The 16986-nt window shown below is 59.6% G+C and carries 16 protein-coding genes and 1 rRNA gene; 6 read left to right on the top strand and 11 right to left on the bottom strand.

All coding sequences use genetic code 11. The features are described from left to right. The first annotated feature begins 82 nt into the window (after window positions 1–82). The gene (locus ACSQ36_RS18030) at window positions 83–274 is read left to right on the top strand and encodes a hypothetical protein (protein ID WP_213768757.1); all 192 of its coding nucleotides are present in this window, start codon (window positions 83–85) and stop codon (window positions 272–274) included. Window positions 275–435: 161 nt separating this feature from the next. Here the strand turns inward: ACSQ36_RS18030 and hppD are convergent, their stop codons facing one another. Continuing rightward, window positions 436–1539 (bottom strand): 4-hydroxyphenylpyruvate dioxygenase, encoded by a 1104-nt coding sequence (hppD, locus tag ACSQ36_RS18025; protein WP_213768758.1) that lies wholly within the window; start codon window positions 1537–1539, stop codon window positions 436–438. Window positions 1540–1706: 167 nt separating this feature from the next. On the opposite strand from hppD, the gene ACSQ36_RS18020 reads away from it, so the two are divergent. Beyond that, window positions 1707–2210, top strand: a complete 504-nt coding sequence (locus ACSQ36_RS18020) for an Lrp/AsnC family transcriptional regulator (protein ID WP_213768759.1) — start codon at window positions 1707–1709, stop codon at window positions 2208–2210. Window positions 2211–2345: 135 nt separating this feature from the next. Here ACSQ36_RS18020 and ACSQ36_RS18015 read toward each other — a convergent pair whose 3' ends face one another. The 8 genes from ACSQ36_RS18015 to paaA all read right to left on the bottom strand — a co-directional run bounded on the left by ACSQ36_RS18015 (window position 2346) and on the right by paaA (window position 8588). Beyond that, window positions 2346–3011, bottom strand: coding sequence for a GNAT family N-acetyltransferase (locus tag ACSQ36_RS18015; RefSeq protein WP_213768775.1), 666 nt, complete (start codon window positions 3009–3011; stop codon window positions 2346–2348). A 225-nt stretch (window positions 3012–3236) separates the two neighbouring features. Continuing rightward, window positions 3237–3842: a TetR/AcrR family transcriptional regulator gene (locus ACSQ36_RS18010; RefSeq protein WP_213768760.1), complete on the bottom strand. Its 606-nt coding sequence runs from the start codon at window positions 3840–3842 to the stop codon at window positions 3237–3239. A gap of 35 nt (window positions 3843–3877) precedes the next feature. Next, window positions 3878–4693: a DUF1835 domain-containing protein gene (locus ACSQ36_RS18005; RefSeq protein WP_436182869.1), complete on the bottom strand. Its 816-nt coding sequence runs from the start codon at window positions 4691–4693 to the stop codon at window positions 3878–3880. A gap of 135 nt (window positions 4694–4828) precedes the next feature. Further along, window positions 4829–5917 (bottom strand): 1,2-phenylacetyl-CoA epoxidase subunit PaaE, encoded by a 1089-nt coding sequence (gene paaE / locus ACSQ36_RS18000; RefSeq protein ID WP_436182868.1) that lies wholly within the window; start codon window positions 5915–5917, stop codon window positions 4829–4831. A gap of 8 nt (window positions 5918–5925) precedes the next feature. Beyond that, entirely contained in the window at window positions 5926–6459 is a 534-nt protein-coding gene (paaD, locus tag ACSQ36_RS17995; RefSeq protein WP_436182867.1) for a 1,2-phenylacetyl-CoA epoxidase subunit PaaD, read from the bottom strand. 5 nt (window positions 6460–6464) lie between these two features. After that, a complete protein-coding gene (gene paaC / locus ACSQ36_RS17990; protein ID WP_436182866.1) occupies window positions 6465–7265 on the bottom strand; it encodes a 1,2-phenylacetyl-CoA epoxidase subunit PaaC in 801 nt (266 codons plus the stop codon). Between the two features lie 16 nt (window positions 7266–7281). Further along, a complete protein-coding gene (paaB, locus tag ACSQ36_RS17985; RefSeq protein ID WP_031360504.1) occupies window positions 7282–7566 on the bottom strand; it encodes a 1,2-phenylacetyl-CoA epoxidase subunit PaaB in 285 nt (94 codons plus the stop codon). 11 nt (window positions 7567–7577) lie between these two features. Next, the gene (paaA, locus tag ACSQ36_RS17980) at window positions 7578–8588 is read right to left on the bottom strand and encodes a 1,2-phenylacetyl-CoA epoxidase subunit PaaA (RefSeq protein WP_436182865.1); all 1011 of its coding nucleotides are present in this window, start codon (window positions 8586–8588) and stop codon (window positions 7578–7580) included. A gap of 205 nt (window positions 8589–8793) precedes the next feature. On the opposite strand from paaA, the gene ACSQ36_RS17975 reads away from it, so the two are divergent. Then, a complete protein-coding gene (locus ACSQ36_RS17975; protein WP_436182864.1) occupies window positions 8794–9021 on the top strand; it encodes a hypothetical protein in 228 nt (75 codons plus the stop codon). An 88-nt stretch (window positions 9022–9109) separates the two neighbouring features. Here ACSQ36_RS17975 and ACSQ36_RS17970 read toward each other — a convergent pair whose 3' ends face one another. After that, entirely contained in the window at window positions 9110–10525 is a 1416-nt protein-coding gene (locus tag ACSQ36_RS17970; RefSeq protein WP_436182863.1) for a dipeptidase, read from the bottom strand. 136 nt (window positions 10526–10661) lie between these two features. On the opposite strand from ACSQ36_RS17970, the gene ACSQ36_RS17965 reads away from it, so the two are divergent. Beyond that, the gene (locus ACSQ36_RS17965; RefSeq protein ID WP_436182862.1) at window positions 10662–11936 is read left to right on the top strand and encodes a TIGR03862 family flavoprotein; all 1275 of its coding nucleotides are present in this window, start codon (window positions 10662–10664) and stop codon (window positions 11934–11936) included. A 22-nt stretch (window positions 11937–11958) separates the two neighbouring features. On the opposite strand, the gene ACSQ36_RS17960 is transcribed toward ACSQ36_RS17965, so the two are convergent. After that, entirely contained in the window at window positions 11959–13161 is a 1203-nt protein-coding gene (locus ACSQ36_RS17960; RefSeq protein WP_436182861.1) for a methyltransferase, read from the bottom strand. 465 nt (window positions 13162–13626) lie between these two features. Between ACSQ36_RS17960 and ACSQ36_RS17955 the strand changes: the two genes are divergently transcribed. Both ACSQ36_RS17955 and ACSQ36_RS17950 read left to right on the top strand, forming a co-directional pair. Continuing rightward, complete coding sequence (locus tag ACSQ36_RS17955; protein ID WP_436182860.1) at window positions 13627–14904, top strand: SGNH/GDSL hydrolase family protein; 1278 nt, start codon at window positions 13627–13629, stop codon at window positions 14902–14904. Between the two features lie 493 nt (window positions 14905–15397). Continuing rightward, a 16S ribosomal RNA gene (locus ACSQ36_RS17950) occupies window positions 15398–16928 on the top strand. Window positions 16929–16986 lie beyond the last annotated feature (58 nt).

Genomic DNA, 16986 nt, shown 5'->3' with positions numbered 1-16986 from the left:
TCGTGTCGGCTTTGCCGGCAGGAAGAACACGAATGTGCGCGATTGCTGGACACACCGATGCACGCAGTTGAAGGAGGAAGCAGTGAAACAACGATACATCCAGAGCTTTTTGATGGTTTCCGCAGCATTTTTTGCGATGAACGCGCCGGTTCGCGTTGGCAACCCGGCTGGATCGGAGGCTACGATCTCCGGCATTCCGCGAATGTCACAGGTTCGGGTTGAACAGGTTTCGAGCAAGCAGACGGCGGAAAACAAGGACGACGCTGACGCTTGAAAGTTTGGATGGCGTGAACGGCCGGTGAACTCGAATCAGCCCGCGTCGTGACTCCCGCGCGCGTCGCTAATGCGGTTACTCGCGCTGTTCCCAATCGCCAATGAACAGAAAAAATGCCGAGGATCTTTGGGTCCCCGGCATTTTTATTTGCACAGCACGTTTTAGCTGGCGCTTGTGTCCTTCACTACGCCACGCCGTATCTGGTCGAGTTCGATCGATTCGAACAGCGCCTTGAAATTGCCTTCGCCGAACCCCTGATTGCCCTTGCGCTGAATGATCTCGAAGAAGATCGGGCCGATCTGGTTTTCCGTGAAAATCTGCAGCAGGATTTCGTCCCGCACGCCATCGATCAGGATCTTGCGTTTGCGCAATTCCGCTACCGATTCGCCATGATTCGGCACGCGCCGGTCGACGAGCTCGTAATACGTGTCGATGGTGTCGAGCAACGAGATTTTCGCGCCGCGCAGCTTGTCGACGGTGCTGTAGATATCATCGCTGCCCAGCGCAATGTGCTGGATGCCTTCGCCGTGATAGGCGTCGAGATATTCCTGGATCTGCCCCGACGTATCCGAGCCTTCCTCGTTGATCGGGATGCGGATCTTGCCGCACGGCGAACTCATCGCTTTCGACTTGACCGCGGTCACTTTGCCTTCAATGTCGAAGTAACGCGCCTCACGGAAATTGAATAAACGCTCGTAGAACTCGGCCCATTCGATCATCCGTCCGCGATGAACGTTGTGCGTCAAATGGTCGATGTACGTCAGCCCGTGACCAACCGGATTTTGCTCGGCGCCGGGAATGGGTTCGAAATCGACGTCGTAGATGCTGATGTCGCCGATACTGCCCTGCTGCGCACCATTCTTGCCGCGCCAGCGGTCCACGAAGTAAATCAGCGAATCGCCAATGCCCTTGATCGCCGGAATGTTCAGTTCCATCGGGCCGGTCTTGTTATCGAAGCCCCACGCGCCGAGATCGAGCGCGCGTTTGTACGCCTTGCCCGCATCGGCGACACGGAAGGCGATCGCGCAAATCGATGGACCGTGAAGGCGCGCGAACCGCTGCGCGAAGGAATCAGGCTCGGCGTTCACCAGAAAGTTGATCTCGCCTTGCCTATACAACGTCACCTTCTTGTGACGATGCCGGGCAATCGCGGTGAACCCCATTTGCTCGAACAATTGCCCGAGCGCCACGGGATCCGGCGCCGTGTATTCGATGAATTCAAAACCATCCGTGCCAACGGGATTGTCCCAAGTCGTTGCCTGCATGCTTTGTCTCCTGAACCGTGACGATGATTCGATGTGATTCGATGATTAACCGGTGGTTATTGAGACAAAGTTTATCGACGGAAGCACGGTGGATACTTGCGAAGTAAATCGCATATAACTACGATAACGCATGTTTATGCCGTCAATGCGGCTATCGGAGGCAGAAAATGGCTCAGGTCGAACTCGATGCCATCGATCGAAAAATTCTCGCCATTCTTCAGGTGAATGGGCGGCTGTCGAACCAGGATATCGCCGATCAGGTCAACCTTTCACCGAGTCCCTGCTTGCGGCGAATCCGGCGGCTGGAGGAAGAGGGCGTGATTCGCGGTTACGTCGCGCTGTTGGAGCCCCGTCTGCTTGGACTCGGATTGCTCGCGTACGTGAACGTGCGTCTGGAGAAGCGCGGCGGGACGGCGATATCAGCGGGGATGAAAAACCCGCCGACGCACGCCGACCGCTTTCGCGAAGCCGTGCGCGCGTGGCCGGAAGTCGTGGCTTGCGACGCGATGACCGGCGACATGGACTATCTGCTGCGCGTCCAGGTGGAAGACATGGAGCATTTTTCGCGCTTCATGCAGGACGAGTTGCTGCACCATCCATCAGTGATCGACGTTAAAAGCAGCTTCTCGCTGGAGCGCTTCAAGGAGACGACGGCGCTGCCGATTCGATAAAGGCTTCGATAAAGTTTCCGGGCCAAACGATCGATCCCAAAACTCCAGACGCAAAAAAGGCGGCTTTCGCCGCCTTTCGTGCTTTTGCGCATGCTTGCTGATTTGCCTGGGGACTCGGGACTCGAGGTCCTGATATCAGGCCGCGTCGGCAGTAGGCATGAACGCCTGAAACATTTGCGATGCCCGGCGCGCTTGGCGCTTGACCGCGTAATCGAAGACCGCTGCCTGCTCCTGCAACATCTCCGTGAGAATGCTGCCTTGGTCGGCAGGCGTGAGCGACAGGTAAGCGTCGGCTTCACCATACGCATACTCGATCTTCATTCCCGACTTCTTCGCAATGTGCATCATGGTCGAGTTGCGTGATAAACAATGCATGTAGAGCATTGAAACATGCGTGTTGCGGCTGCGGATGGCGGCGCGTTCAAACAGGCGGCTACCGACTCCACGGCCACGTGCACTTTCCAGCACCGACACGCCGAACTCCGCCGTGCGCTTGTCGCCTTCGGCCGGTAAATAGGCCAGATGACCAACGCCAACCACGTTCAACTGTTCGTCGAAGACACCAAAAACCGTATCGCACGAAAAATCAATATTTGCGACGTAGTTCTCGATCACACGATCCGGCACGATCTGGCCAAAGCGCAGGAGGCGGTCGTCTTCGTCGAGAGCGAGGAAGTGTTTGAGGAGACGCTCGCGGTCGCTCGAGGACAACTCACGGACGAGAACGGGCGAACGACCGGCAGCCGTTTGCGAACGATCGGCTGCTGCGAAGATCGATGCAGTGTGGCGGTAGAAAGGCATGTTCACGATGGTGGCTCCTTGATTCGTCGCGCGACATGGTGCGTCGCAAAACGGATTTTAGCCGAACCCCGACGGGAGCACTAGGGAAAACCCGTAATAGACTGTGGAGCGTCCCGTCTAACTTTCAAATAAGTTGGATTAAAGTCGTTTATAAACAGTAACTTAACTGGTATTGCGTGGATCGGACATCTTATGGCGGTGAAATGGCGCAACGCACCATTTCACTCAGTTATCGCCGTTCATCCCGTGCTCGATCACGCCCACAACCTGCTCCGCGAACTCACGATAACCCAGCTTTCCATCGGGTTTGAGCCACGTGAAGGTCCAGTTGATCATACCGAACACCATCATGGTGAGCGCGGTCTGGTTCTCTTTCGTCGCGCGCTTCGGATACGCGCGCGCAAGTTGCCGGGCGAACGCCGCGACAATGCCGCGTTGGCGTTCCAGCACGACTTCACGCTGCGTGTCTTCGAGATATTTGACGTCGTTGAGCAACGCAACGTGCCGGCTATGGGACGTTTCGTACTCGGCGAGAAACGCGCGAATCAGCTCGGCGAAGGCCTCGCGCTCCGTCAATCCGCGGCGTTGGCTTGCTCCCTCCACTTCCGCGATGATCAGCATCAACCGCTTCGTGTAGCGGTCGAGCAGGTCGAAAAGAATGGCTTCCTTGCTCGCGTAATAGTGATAAAGCCGAGCTTTGGAGGTGCCGCTGGCCGCAGCGAGATCGGCCATCGACGTGCTCGGGTAGCTGGTCTGCGCGAATTTGGCGGCGGCGAGTTCGAGGATCTGCTCGCGTTGGGTGTCGTGGTCGGGCGCTCTTGTACGGGCCATTGAGTCTCGGAGAATTGCTGGATCGATCGGGGATTCTAATGCGTCGCGCGACGAAGTTTGGCCTCGGCTATCTTGGCGAGATCGCCACGAATCTCCAGTTTGCCCACCGCGACGAGTTCGCGACAGCGCCAGAACGCGATGGAATCGCTGACCAGAAAGCCGAAGCTCGAGCCCATCACCTCTCCGGCGAGCCGGCGCGCTTCCTGCCAGCCGTCGCTGGCTATCTGGAGGATGGTTTCATCGACATCGGAATAGGTGCCGGAAATGAACGTGTTGTCACGCCATCGGCGAGTCTCGCTATTGATCTGCTTCACTTCCTGCCATTCCAGCGCAAGACGGCTGATGCGCAACACCGAAATGGGCGCGGCCGTCGGCAGCTTGGCGCCCAGCTCGGCCGCCGTGAACATGCCGACTGCCGTCGCGCCGTCTTCACGGCCACGGCGCCGCTGCGTGCCGTCGCCAGCGGTGACGAAGGGCAGGTCTTCATGGGTTAGCTTGGCTTCATTCAAACGCTGCGGCGCGTTGCGCAGCGTGTAGGCCACTCGTCGCAGCGTCAACTGGTCACTGGCGCTCTGGCCGTGCCAGATCACGACCTGTCCGTCGTCCTGCGCGAGGTCGCGCAGGAGGGCGTCCTGTTCCTTGAGCTTCGATATGAAGTCGAACTTCTGTTCGTTCAGCACCTGCTGCCAGAACAGAGCCCGGGCTTCCGGGTTGTCGTCGATGCCCCTCAACTGGCCGACCGCCAGGTCGTCCTTCAGCGGGATGACGCGTTCATCGCGGGCCGCTGTTTGCAAGGCTTCGCGAAGAATCTCGGCGGCGTGATCGCCGTTGGTAACGTGGATCGTGCTCATCAGTAACGGTGACCGCAAACGTAAGTAGGCTGCCCGCGCGCGGCGAGTGCGGCGACGAGGCGCGGCACACCGCATTCGGAACGGGCGACCCCTAGTGTAAGCGAATCGAATCAGCGCGATCGGCCAACCCGGCGTTCAACGTTCGTCATAGCTCACAACCACGCGGTCCGAAACCGGGTGGCACTGGCAAGTCAGCACGAAACCCGCGTCAATCTCATGCTGTTCCAGCGTGTAGTTCTTCTCCATGCGCACTTCGCCTTCCAGCACCTTCGCGCGGCACGTGCAGCACACGCCTCCCTTGCAGGCATAGGGCAGCGCGAGCCCGGCTTTCAACCCGACGTCGAGCACGCTCACGCCTCGATACGGCAGGCGCAGCTTGCGTTTTTTTCCATCGATAATGAGTTCCAGATCCGCGGCGGGGGTGTCGTCGGTGATTTCGATTGCGGGCACGCCTGCTTGCGGCAACGGCGTGCCGAATCGCTCGACGTGAACCTGCCTGGGCGGCACGCCCGCGTTTTTCAGCGCGGCTTCGGCGGCGTCCATCATCGGGCCGGGGCCGCAAATGAAGGCTTCGTCGATTGCATTGGCTGGAACGAGCGTCTCCAGAAATGCCGCGCATTTTTCCTGGTTCAGCACGCCGTTGAACAATTCGACGTCCTGCAAATCGTCCGATAGCACGTGATACAGCGAAAACCGGCTCATGAAGCGGTTCTTCAGGTCTTCCAGTTCCTCGGCAAACATGATCGCGTCCACGCTGCGGTTGCCGTAGATGAGCGTGAAGCGGCTGGTCGGCTCCGTTTCCAGCGTCGTCTTGATGATCGCGAGCACCGGCGTGATACCCGAGCCGCCCGAGAAGGCCACGTAATGCTTCACGTGATCGGCGTTCAAGTGGGTGAAAAAGCGGCCATCGGGCGTCATCACTTCGATTTCATGGCCGGGTTTCAGCGTATCGAAGGCGAAATTCGAGAAGCGGCCACCTCGCACGCGCTTGATGCCGATACGCAATTCGCCATCGCGGTCGTAATCCGTCACGCCGACGCAAATTGAATACGAGCGCCGCGTTTCCTCACCGTCGATATGCGTCTTCAACGTGACGAACTGGCCTTGCGTGAAGCGGAATGCGTCGCGCAGGGTTTCGGGGACATCGAAGGAAACCGTGACGGCGTCGGCGGTTTCGGGACGGACGTCGCGGATGCGCAGTGAGTGGAATTGCGGAGTCGCCATGGTCGTTTTCAGTACGGTTTGAAGTAGTCGAACGGCTCGCGGCAATCCATGCAGCGATACAGCGCCTTGCACGCGGTCGAGCCGAATTGGGCCAGGCGTTCGGTATGCGATGAGCCGCAGCGCGGGCACGCGGGTTGGTCCACGACACGCGGCACGAAGCGGATTGGCCGTTCTTGCGGCGCGTGTTCGTTTGAACCGCAATTGCCCATTGGCGGGGCGATGCCGTATTGCCTGAGCTTGTCGCGGGCTGCGTCGGTCATCCAGTCGGTGGTCCACGCCGGCGCCAGCACTGTGTCGATGCGATGCTTCGTAAAGCCCGCTTCGTTCAACGCTGCGCCAATGTCTTCGGCGATCTGGTACATCGCCGGGCAGCCGGAATACGTGGGCGTGATGACGATTTCCAATGTGTCGTCGGCGGCGCGGCGGATATCGCGGAGAATGCCTAGCTCACGGATGGAGACCACCGGAATTTCCGGGTCCGGCACAGCGTCGAGCACTGCCCATACGCGATCGAGCGAGGCTTCGGCAGCGGTCATCATCATCGCGTTCACCAGCTCGCGCCGGGATGCTGCCGCGCGAGGCTCTGCAATTCTGCGAGCAGGAAACCCATGTGCTCGGAATGCTCGCCGAGCTTGCCGGTGCCCACGTGTTTGGCATCGGCGGGTTTTTGTAGCGTGGCCTCAGCGAGCGTTGTATCCACGTCTTCACGCCACGCGGTTTCCAGATCCGTAGTCAGCGGACCGATACCCGCATCGGCGATGCTTATTTCCACGTCATCGATACTGAAGAACTCGCGGGTGTACGGCATCAGGTAATCCACCGCTGCTTGAGCCCGACGATGCGATTCATCGGTGCCATCGCCGAAACGCAGTAGCCAGTCGCTCGCGTGATTCAGGTGATAACGCGTTTCCTTGATCGACTTCGACGCGATTGCCGCAAGTTGCGCGTCGGTGGATTGCATGAGCGCTGTCCACAGATGCGCCATCAGCGTCGAATAAAGAAAGTTGCGCACGACCGTCACCGCGTAGTCGCGATCCGAGCGCGCCGTGCCCGATAACGGACCTGCGTGCGGCAACTCGGTCAGCGTGTAATTGCGGAAATCGCGTTCGTTGCGGAAATACGCGTAGTCGTCTTCGGTTTTCTTCGTGCCGTAAAGCTCGGCATCGAGCGTGGCCGCGTGCGAGTACAGCAATCTCGCCTGGCCGATCAGGTCGAGGCTGATATTGGCCAGCGCGATATCTTCCTCGAGCACCGGGCCGTGTCCGCACCATTCGCCGTTGCGCTGGCCGAGGATCAGGGCGTTATCGGCGAGACGCAATATATAGGACAGATGTTGGGGCGTTGTCATGGGCTTGACCCTTCGCTCACATGTGGTTGATTTCGTCGGGCAGCACGAAGAACGTGGGGTGACGGTAGATCTTGTCGCCGGCGGGATCGAAGAACTCGGCTTTATCGGCGGGATCGGAGGCCGTTATTGCCGCCGATGGCACCACCCAAATGCTCACGCCTTCCTGACGACGCGTGTAGACATCGCGTGCCATGCGCAGCGCGCCCGGTGCGTCCGGCGCGTGCAGGCTGCCGCAATGCTTGTGATCGAGACCCTGCTTGCTGCGCACGAACACTTCCCAGATCGGCCATTCGTTATTCATTTGTCGCTCCTTTATGCAGCTTGCTTTTGGGCGCGGGCGGCTTGCTTCGCAGCTTGTTTCGCGGCGTAGGCCAGCGCGGCTTCGCGAACCCAGAGCCCGTCGTCGTGTGCTTTGACTCGCGTGGCGAGGCGTTCCTTATTACAGGGGCCGTCACCGTTCACGACGCGCCAGAATTCTTCCCAGTCGATCTCGCCGTAGTCGTGCGCCTGCCGTTCTTCGTTCCATTTGAGGTCGGGATCGGGCAGCGTGACGCCGAGAATCTTGGCTTGCTCGACCGTGGCGTCGACGAATTTCTGCCGCAAATCATCATTCGATATCCGCTTGATGCCCCATTTAAACGACTGGCCGCTATGGATGGAATCCTTGTCGCTCGGGCCGAACATCATCAGCACTGGCCACCACCAGCGGTCCACCGCTTGCTGGACCATTTCCTTTTGGGCGTCGGTGCCTTTCATCATGGAAAGCAGCGCGTCGAAACCTTGTCGTTGATGGAATGACTCTTCCTTGCAGATGCGGATCATCGCGCGCGCATAGGGGCCATACGTGCAGCGGCAGAGCGGAATCTGGTTCATGATCGCCGCGCCGTCCACCAGCCAGCCGATCACGCCGACATCCGCCCACGTGGGCGTCGGGTAATTGAAAATGCTCGAGTACTTGGCTTTGCCGGCGTGCAGGGCATCGACGAGTTGGTCTCGCGACACGCCCATGGTTTCCGCTGCGCTATATAGATAGAGGCCGTGGCCGCCTTCGTCCTGCACCTTCGCGAGCAGGATCGCCTTGCGCTTCAGGCTCGGCGCGCGGGAAATCCAGTTGCCCTCGGGCAACATGCCGACAATTTCCGAATGCGCGTGCTGAGAGATCTGGCGGACCAGCGTCTTGCGGTAGGCATCGGGCATCCAGTCCTGCGGTTCGATCTTGCCGTCGGCGGCCATCACGGCGTCAAAACGGCTGAGTTCCGGCGATGTCGACGCCGGATCGATGGACTGCACGTTGCCGGGGATATCGAGGGATTGCGTGTACATGACGATCGCTCGCTCTAGGAAGTCACTGTGCCGCAATTATAAGCCGACCGTCCGGTCGGTTAATAGTTATTTTTTGAGATAGACGTGGGGAGACGAGGGCGGAAGGTGTTTCTTGCCCTGATAGCATGACTTTGAAGCGGCAGTATTGGAACGGGCTTAATGCTCAGACTAATAGATTGAGTAAATTTTTATCAACGAGGCGCTTATGACCATTGCGATGAAGTCCGTGGATGTGCAGGCGGCGATTAATCTGGCCGACGAGGTAAAGAGGCGGGCCAATGAACTCGAAGGGGAGGCGATACGTGAAGGCCTGGAGGATGGAGATGCGGGCCGTACGGTGACGACGGACGCGATGGATCAATGGTTGGACAGTCTCGATACATCGAGCGAACTGCCCACGCCCAAAGCAGAAACAGCACGAGCCTCCATCTAGCGTGACCGCGTCGTAATTGCCGGGCGGTGGAGTCTGGACGAGCCCGTAGGGTGAACGGCACCTTTCCGTTCACCCATTCCTCGACCGCCTACCCCACACTCGCTTCAAATACCCGCCTGTAGTTCTCCCCAAGAATCTTCCCCGTCTCTTCGTTCGAGAATCCCGCGGCAAGAAGCTGGTTTGCAAAGTCGGGCAACTGGCCGTAGTGGGTGAAAACCGGCGGGGAAATAAAGCCCCGCATGTCCGTACCCATGCCGACGTGGTCGACGCCGACCAGATCGGCCATCCGCTTGACGCCTTCCGCCATTGCCTGCAAATCCCGGAATGTTCCGGAATTTGGCCAGATGCCGATTACGCCGCCCGTATCAGCGACGGCGCGGGCGTGGTCGGGGCTGATGAGCCGGCTTCGGCCGCCGGGATGCGCGGACAGCGCCGTGTGCGATAGCACCAATGGTTTCGACGACACCGACGCTGCCCGTTTAACGAGATCGAACGTGCCGTGCGCGACATCGACAACGATCCCAAGGTCGTTGCATCGCCTGACCACTTGCGCGCCGAAATCCGTCAAACCGCCGTGCTGGGGCGCCTCAGTCTGGATATCGCCGAGTTCGTTCACTCGGTAGTGCACCACTTGCAGGTGGCGCAACTGGTGCTGCGTGTACGCCTCATCGACGCGATCCAGTTGTCCCTCCAGGAAATCACCCCCTTCCGAAGCGATGATCGCGCTCGGCCCGGCGTTCGCATTGGCTTTCAGTGACGCGCTACTGGTAATCACATTCAATTGCTCGCGCTCGATCAACGCGTGCACCCGTGCAAACTCGGTTTGACTGAGCGCGTAGAGTTCGCCGGGCGCGGGCGGCCGATACGCCTCGATGCGCTTGCGATCTGCGGACACCCGCGTGACCACGGTATCGGTGACGATCGCCAGCGTGACCACGTTCATGCCGCCGCTGCGCATGGGTGCGGCGAGCGGAGCGAAAGGGCGGTTGGCACCAATCGACGGATCGCGGGAGATAGTCACCCGGCCGGCGTGGCTGTGCATGTCCATCGTCAGCGCGCCGGTCGAGCGCCAGCTTTGAGCGGTAGCCTGCGCGTCCGGATTGTCGGTATATCCGGCGAAGCGGCCACGCGCGCAGGCCACCAAACCCAGCGCGGCCGTCGATGCCAGGAACGCACGCCGGCTGAATGGCTTGTTCTGGCTGGTCACGCAGGCATCGATGAGTTGATAGCGCCAACCCGCCGGATCGTCGGTCAAACGGCGAAGTCGTCCGCGAATCGTCAGCGGCCCGTCCTGCACCTGAATCAACGAAGCGGCAATCACTTCGATACTCGATCGCGGATCGGCCGGTGTGCATCCCGAACAGCACGGAGCGTCGGCCGCGAGCAGAAAGTAATCGACGCAAGATGACAATTCGAGCGGAATCATCCAGCCAGATATCTCGACTGCCACGTCATGCAGCGTGTCGGCCTCACCGGAACGGATCCTCGACCAATCGATTTGCATCGACATCTCCTTTTTTGATCGTTCTCGCTGAATTATGCAGCGAGCGGCAAGGTCAACGCAGTTCGGTTCCGGCCCCGTTCGCGGTTCACAGACACCGAATGCGACAATGCTGTTTCGCTTTCAATCGTGTACCCGCATGCCGTCACCATCCTTCTCCGAAATTCCTCACGCGCGCGTTGCCGTTATCGGTGGCGGCCCTGCTGGCTTGATGGCCGCGGAAGCGCTGGCGGCGGGCGGTATCGAAGTGGATCTCTATGACGCCATGCCGTCGGTCGGCCGCAAGTTCCTGATGGCCGGCAAGGGCGGTATGAATCTCACGCATTCGGAACCCGCCGAGCTATTCCTTTCGCGTTACACCGAGCGCAGGACGCAAATTGAACCGCTGCTGCGCCGTTTCGATGCCGTCGCGTTACGCGCATGGGTTCACGGATTGGGCGTGGAAACGTTCGTCGGCAGCTCGGGCCGCGTGTTTCCTACCGACATGAAAGCCGCGCCGATGCTGCGTGCCTGGTTGCACCGGCTACGCGGGTCGGGCGTACGGTTCCATATGCGGCATAAGTGGCTTGACTGGGGCGACGACGCTCTGCGGATTCTGCGGTTCGCCACGCCTGAAGGCGAGCGCTCGGTCGAAGCCGATGCTGTCGTCTTCGCACTCGGCGGCGCGAGCTGGCCGCGACTCGGCTCGGACGCCACGTGGATTCCTAACCTGGAAGCGCGCAACGTGGGCGTGTCTCCGTTCAAGCCATCAAATTGTGGTTTCGATATCGACTGGAGCGAGCACTTCAGCAGCCGTTTTGCAGGCGAGCCGCTGAAAGCCGTGGCGATCGGTTTGCCGCGGGAAGAGGGAGAGGGCGGTATCGACTGGCGTGCGGGCGAGTGCTTGCTGACATCAACAGGTATTGAAGGCAGTCTGATCTACGCGATGTCCGCGCGCATTCGCGATCGTCTAGCCGCCGGCGATGCCACGTTTTTCCTTGATCTCTTGCCGGCTCTGACGCCGCAGCGTGTTCACGATGAAGTGACGCATCCACGCGGTGCTCGATCCATGTCGAGCCATTTGCAGAGCCGTCTGAACCTGACGGGTGCAAAGGCGGGTTTGCTGCGAGAGGTTCTGAACCGCGAAGATTTCTCCGATACCACGCGCCTCGCTCAACGTATCAAGGCGTTGCCGCTGACCGTGACGCGCCCAAGGCCAATCGCCGAAGCGATCAGCAGTGCGGGCGGCGTGAGGTTCGAGTCGCTCGATTCGCACTTGATGCTCGACGCGCTGCCCGGCGTTTTCTGCGCGGGCGAGATGCTGGATTGGGAAGCGCCGACGGGCGGTTATCTGCTCACGGCGTGTTTCGCGAGCGGTTTGGTAGCGGGTGAAGCGGCGCTGGCTTATGTGAAGACGGGCGCCAAGCCCGCCTGAACGCCGGCGCCGAAGAAGAAACTCAAGCCGGCACAAGACGCCACAACGATGTGACCTCGGCCGAACGCGCGTGATAAAGCGGATCGGTTTTATCGGCGGCGCGGGGGTGTTGCGGACGAATATCCATCCGGCCGTCCGTCTTCAACCCGGCGCGGTCGACCCACTCCTGGAATTCCGCACGTGTTCGCAAGCCAAGATGTTCCGCTATATCGGAAAGAATCAGCCAGCCTTCGCCGCCCGGCGTCAGATGGGCCGCGAGGCCATCGAGAAATCCGCGCAGCATGCGGCTTTCCGGATCGTAGATTGCGTGTTCAATAGCCGAACTCGGCCGGGCCGGTAGCCACGGCGGATTACAGACGATCAATGGCGCACGGCCTTCCGGAAACAGATCGGCCTCGACCACCTTCACTTGCTGTTCATACCCCAATAATTCGATGTTTTCGCGCGCGCAGGCCAGCGCCCGGGCATCGATCTCCGTCGCAATCACACGCTTCACGCCGCGCTGAGCCAGCAAAGCGGCGAGCACGCCCGTGCCGGTGCCGATATCGAAAGCCAGTTCCTTTGATGGCAGCGGCTGATCCGCCACCAGCTTGATGTACTCGCCGCGCACCGGCGAAAACACGCCATAGTAAGGATGAATCCGCGCACCGAGCGCCTCGACGTCCACGCCCTTTTTGCGCCACTCGTGCGCGCCGACCAGCCCGAGCACCTCCCGCAGCGACACAACCGACTCACCCGTCGCCGCGCCATACGCTTCTTCACACGCTTCCTTCACAACCGGCGCGCGCCGTAGCGGAATGGCGTATTCGGCATCCAGCGGCAACAGCAGCATGCCGAGCGTGCGCGCCCGCTGCGACTGGGCGAGCCGATGCAAATTGAATGCCTCGGCGGGAGCGGGCGGCGCGGCCGGCGGTGCATCGGGGGCGGCGCTGCGTTCCTTCGCTTTCGCTTTGGCGGACTTTTTCGGCCGCGTTTCGATACGCCGTGTAACCGCCTGCAGCAACTGGCGAGCGTTTTGGAAATCGCCGCGCCAGAGAATGGCCGTGCCTTCACATGCCAGCCGATAGGCGGAATCGGCGGTCATCTGGTCATCGCCGATCACCACGCGTTTGGGCGGCGCGATTCCGCTTTCCGAGTGCCAGAGCGCCGAACGGTTCTCGCCTTTTTCCTCCCATTGGATCTGGGAGGGTGCGGCGCTGGTGCTGGGAGAAGTTTTGGAATGCATGCTGAATAAGTACCGGACAAAGTGAGAACCGCGAGGCGGAATGCCGACATTCTGAGGGCTTTTCACAAAATGGTCCGATTTTCGACGACAAAAGACGTCGGATGGGTACGACTTCGGAGTCGGGCAAAGAGATTTCGATTGCCCGCAAACCGGCCTTTCGCAGGTAGATGAAGGGTTTGTTGGCTGGAATCGCGGTGCATTGCACGTCGGCGTGTCTGTGGGCAACGTCCTGGCGCCGTGCCCGGAAGCCGGGCACGGCGGGTGGGCGAAGGGTGTGTTCGGTGGCATTACCGGGTATCGGACGTCGGCGTCTCCGCGGGCAACGTCCCGACCCGTGCCCGAAGGGTGTGCCGCGAGCCAGGTCGAGTGGCCAATAAGTAGCCATGGAGCATCCGCCGAACTGTAAGCGCCTGGTTTGCCTGTTCAGGCACAATCGTTTTTTCCCTCAAAAACACCCGTTCCCCGATGAACTTTCGCGCCCTTTCCGCCGTTGCCGCCGCGACGCTGTTTGCTTCCCTGTTGCCATCCACCAGCGCTCTCGCCGACGACGCGCCGGCCGAACACTGGGTCAGCGCCTGGGGCACGGCGTTACAGGCAATTCCGCAGCGGGCGGATTTGCCGGCGCTGTATCGCGCGCCTGAGATTGGCGGCCGGACGGTGCGGCAGATTGTGTATCCCGCCATCGACGGCCGGCACGTTTGGCTGCGCTTTAGCAATGTGTATGGCACTGCGCCGCTGGTGATCGAAGGCGTGCAAGTAGCGCGCTCCGTGTCCGGCGGCGCGGCAGCGATCCGGGCGGGCACTAGCCGTCCTGTGACGTTTGCCGGCAAGCAGGGCGTGACCATCGCGCCGGGTGGCCAGATGGACAGCGACCCGATCGCCTTCGATGTCTCCGCCCACCAGCCGCTCGCCGTCAGCACTTATATGGGAGCGGGCCAAAAAATGGCCGCATGGCATAGGGTGGCGAACCAGACGAATTACGTATCGACGCCAGGCAACCATTCCTCCGATACAAACGCCGCCGCGTTCCGCACCCGCTTCACGCAATTCGTATGGCTGACGAGCGTTTCCGTCGACGCAGCGCCGGCGCGGGCGCTGGTAGCAATCGGAGACTCCATCACCGACGGCATGCGCTCCACGCCGAACGCGAACCGTCGCTGGCCCGACGCATTGGCGCGCCGGCTGACACAAAAGGGCATCGACGGCACCGCGGTCGTGAATGCGGGAATCAGCGGCAATCGCTTGCTGAGCGCATCGCCGTGTTACGGCGATGCGCTTTTGACCCGATTCGACCGCGACGCATTGCGCCAGCCCGGAGTACGCGCGGTGATCCTGATGATCGGCATCAACGACATCAATTTCCCCGCGATGCCCCCGCACGCCGGCCTGGATTGCGACGATCCCCATACGCCTGTGACCGTCGATTCGCTGTTGCGCGGGTATCAGCGGCTGATTGCGCAGGCTCACCAGCGCGGGGTCCGGATCTATGGGGCAACCCTGACGCCGGCCTCGCTGCCGCCGGAACGTGAGGCGATCAGGACGGCAGTGAACGATTCGATCCGCTCAAGCCATGCATTCGACGGTGTGATCGACTTCGACCAGGCGCTACGGGACCCGGCCCATCCGGAGCGCCTTCAGCGGCGCTACGATAGCGGCGACCATATCCATCCCAGCGACGCGGGTTATACGGCCATGTCGGACGCTGTTCCCATCGACGAAATGGGGCTGGCGAAGGGACGTTGAACGGCTGTTAGGGCTTTCCCGAAAATAGTTTGAAGATGCTCTTGCCTTAGTGGACGCCATCACCTATTATTCGCCTCCTCGTTTCGCAACGAGGACCGCTAAAGAAACAAGCGGCTCGAAAGTCGGTAAGTTTGAAAGCAAAACGCTCACAAGCTTGTTGACAGGGAGAAAAAGATGCTACATAATCTCGTTTCTGTGCTGCACGAGCAGCGACGCGAAAGCGGTGGGTTCTGAGGGTTGGGATTCTGCGGTTTGAGCGAATGTTCTTTAAAAACTAACAGCCGATAAGTGTGGGCGCTTGGTGTTTTGCTGAGAAGCGTGGTGGTGTTTTCCGGGGTTTCTCGGGAGACGCTGCCGTGAAGCGAAAGTATCAAGTCTCACACTAGTATTAAGGTAGGTTTTGAGCGTCTTTCCGAAAGGGAAGATGGGAGGAACTTGTCAGTACGTTGAGTGAGCGACCTATTCGCAAGAATAGAAAACAGTAACAGGCATTGAACTGAAGAGTTTGATCCTGGCTCAGATTGAACGCTGGCGGCATGCCTTACACATGCAAGTCGAACGGCAGCACGGGGGTAACCCTGGTGGCGAGTGGCGAACGGGTGAGTAATACATCGGAACGTGTCCTGTAGTGGGGGATAGCCCGGCGAAAGCCGGATTAATACCGCATACGATCTACGGAAGAAAGCGGGGGATCGAAAGACCTCGCGCTATAGGGGCGGCCGATGGCAGATTAGCTAGTTGGTGGGGTAAAGGCCTACCAAGGCGACGATCTGTAGCTGGTCTGAGAGGACGACCAGCCACACTGGGACTGAGACACGGCCCAGACTCCTACGGGAGGCAGCAGTGGGGAATTTTGGACAATGGGGGAAACCCTGATCCAGCAATGCCGCGTGTGTGAAGAAGGCCTTCGGGTTGTAAAGCACTTTTGTCCGGAAAGAAAACTTCTGCCCTAATACGGCGGGAGGATGACGGTACCGGAAGAATAAGCACCGGCTAACTACGTGCCAGCAGCCGCGGTAATACGTAGGGTGCGAGCGTTAATCGGAATTACTGGGCGTAAAGCGTGCGCAGGCGGTTCGTTAAGACAGATGTGAAATCCCCGGGCTTAACCTGGGAACTGCATTTGTGACTGGCGAGCTAGAGTATGGCAGAGGGGGGTAGAATTCCACGTGTAGCAGTGAAATGCGTAGAGATGTGGAGGAATACCGATGGCGAAGGCAGCCCCCTGGGCCAATACTGACGCTCATGCACGAAAGCGTGGGGAGCAAACAGGATTAGATACCCTGGTAGTCCACGCCCTAAACGATGTCAACTAGTTGTTGGGTCTTCATTGACTTAGTAACGTAGCTAACGCGTGAAGTTGACCGCCTGGGGAGTACGGTCGCAAGATTAAAACTCAAAGGAATTGACGGGGACCCGCACAAGCGGTGGATGATGTGGATTAATTCGATGCAACGCGAAAAACCTTACCTACCCTTGACATGGTCGGAACCCTGCTGAAAGGTGGGGGTGCTCGAAAGAGAACCGATACACAGGTGCTGCATGGCTGTCGTCAGCTCGTGTCGTGAGATGTTGGGTTAAGTCCCGCAACGAGCGCAACCCTTGTCCTTAGTTGCTACGCAAGAGCACTCTAAGGAGACTGCCGGTGACAAACCGGAGGAAGGTGGGGATGACGTCAAGTCCTCATGGCCCTTATGGGTAGGGCTTCACACGTCATACAATGGTCGGAACAGAGGGCTGCCAACCCGTGAGGGGGAGCTAATCCCAGAAAACCGATCGTAGTCCGGATCGTAGTCTGCAACTCGACTACGTGAAGCTGGAATCGCTAGTAATCGCGGATCAGCATGCCGCGGTGAATACGTTCCCGGGTCTTGTACACACCGCCCGTCACACCATGGGAGTGGGTTTTACCAGAAGTGGCTAGTCTAACCGCAAGGAGGACGGTCACCACGGTAGGATTCATGACTGGGGTGAAGTCGTAACAAGGTAGCCGTATCGGAAGGTGCGGCTGGATCACCTCCTTTCTCGAGCTCAACGTTTCAAAGTGAAGTGCTAAAGCGCTCACGCTTATCGGCTGTAAGA

This window comes from Caballeronia sp. LjRoot34, from assembly GCF_964253815.1.
In the GTDB taxonomy this organism is placed as follows: domain Bacteria; phylum Pseudomonadota; class Gammaproteobacteria; order Burkholderiales; family Burkholderiaceae; genus Caballeronia.
This window is presented reverse-complemented; position numbering and strand designations above follow the sequence as displayed.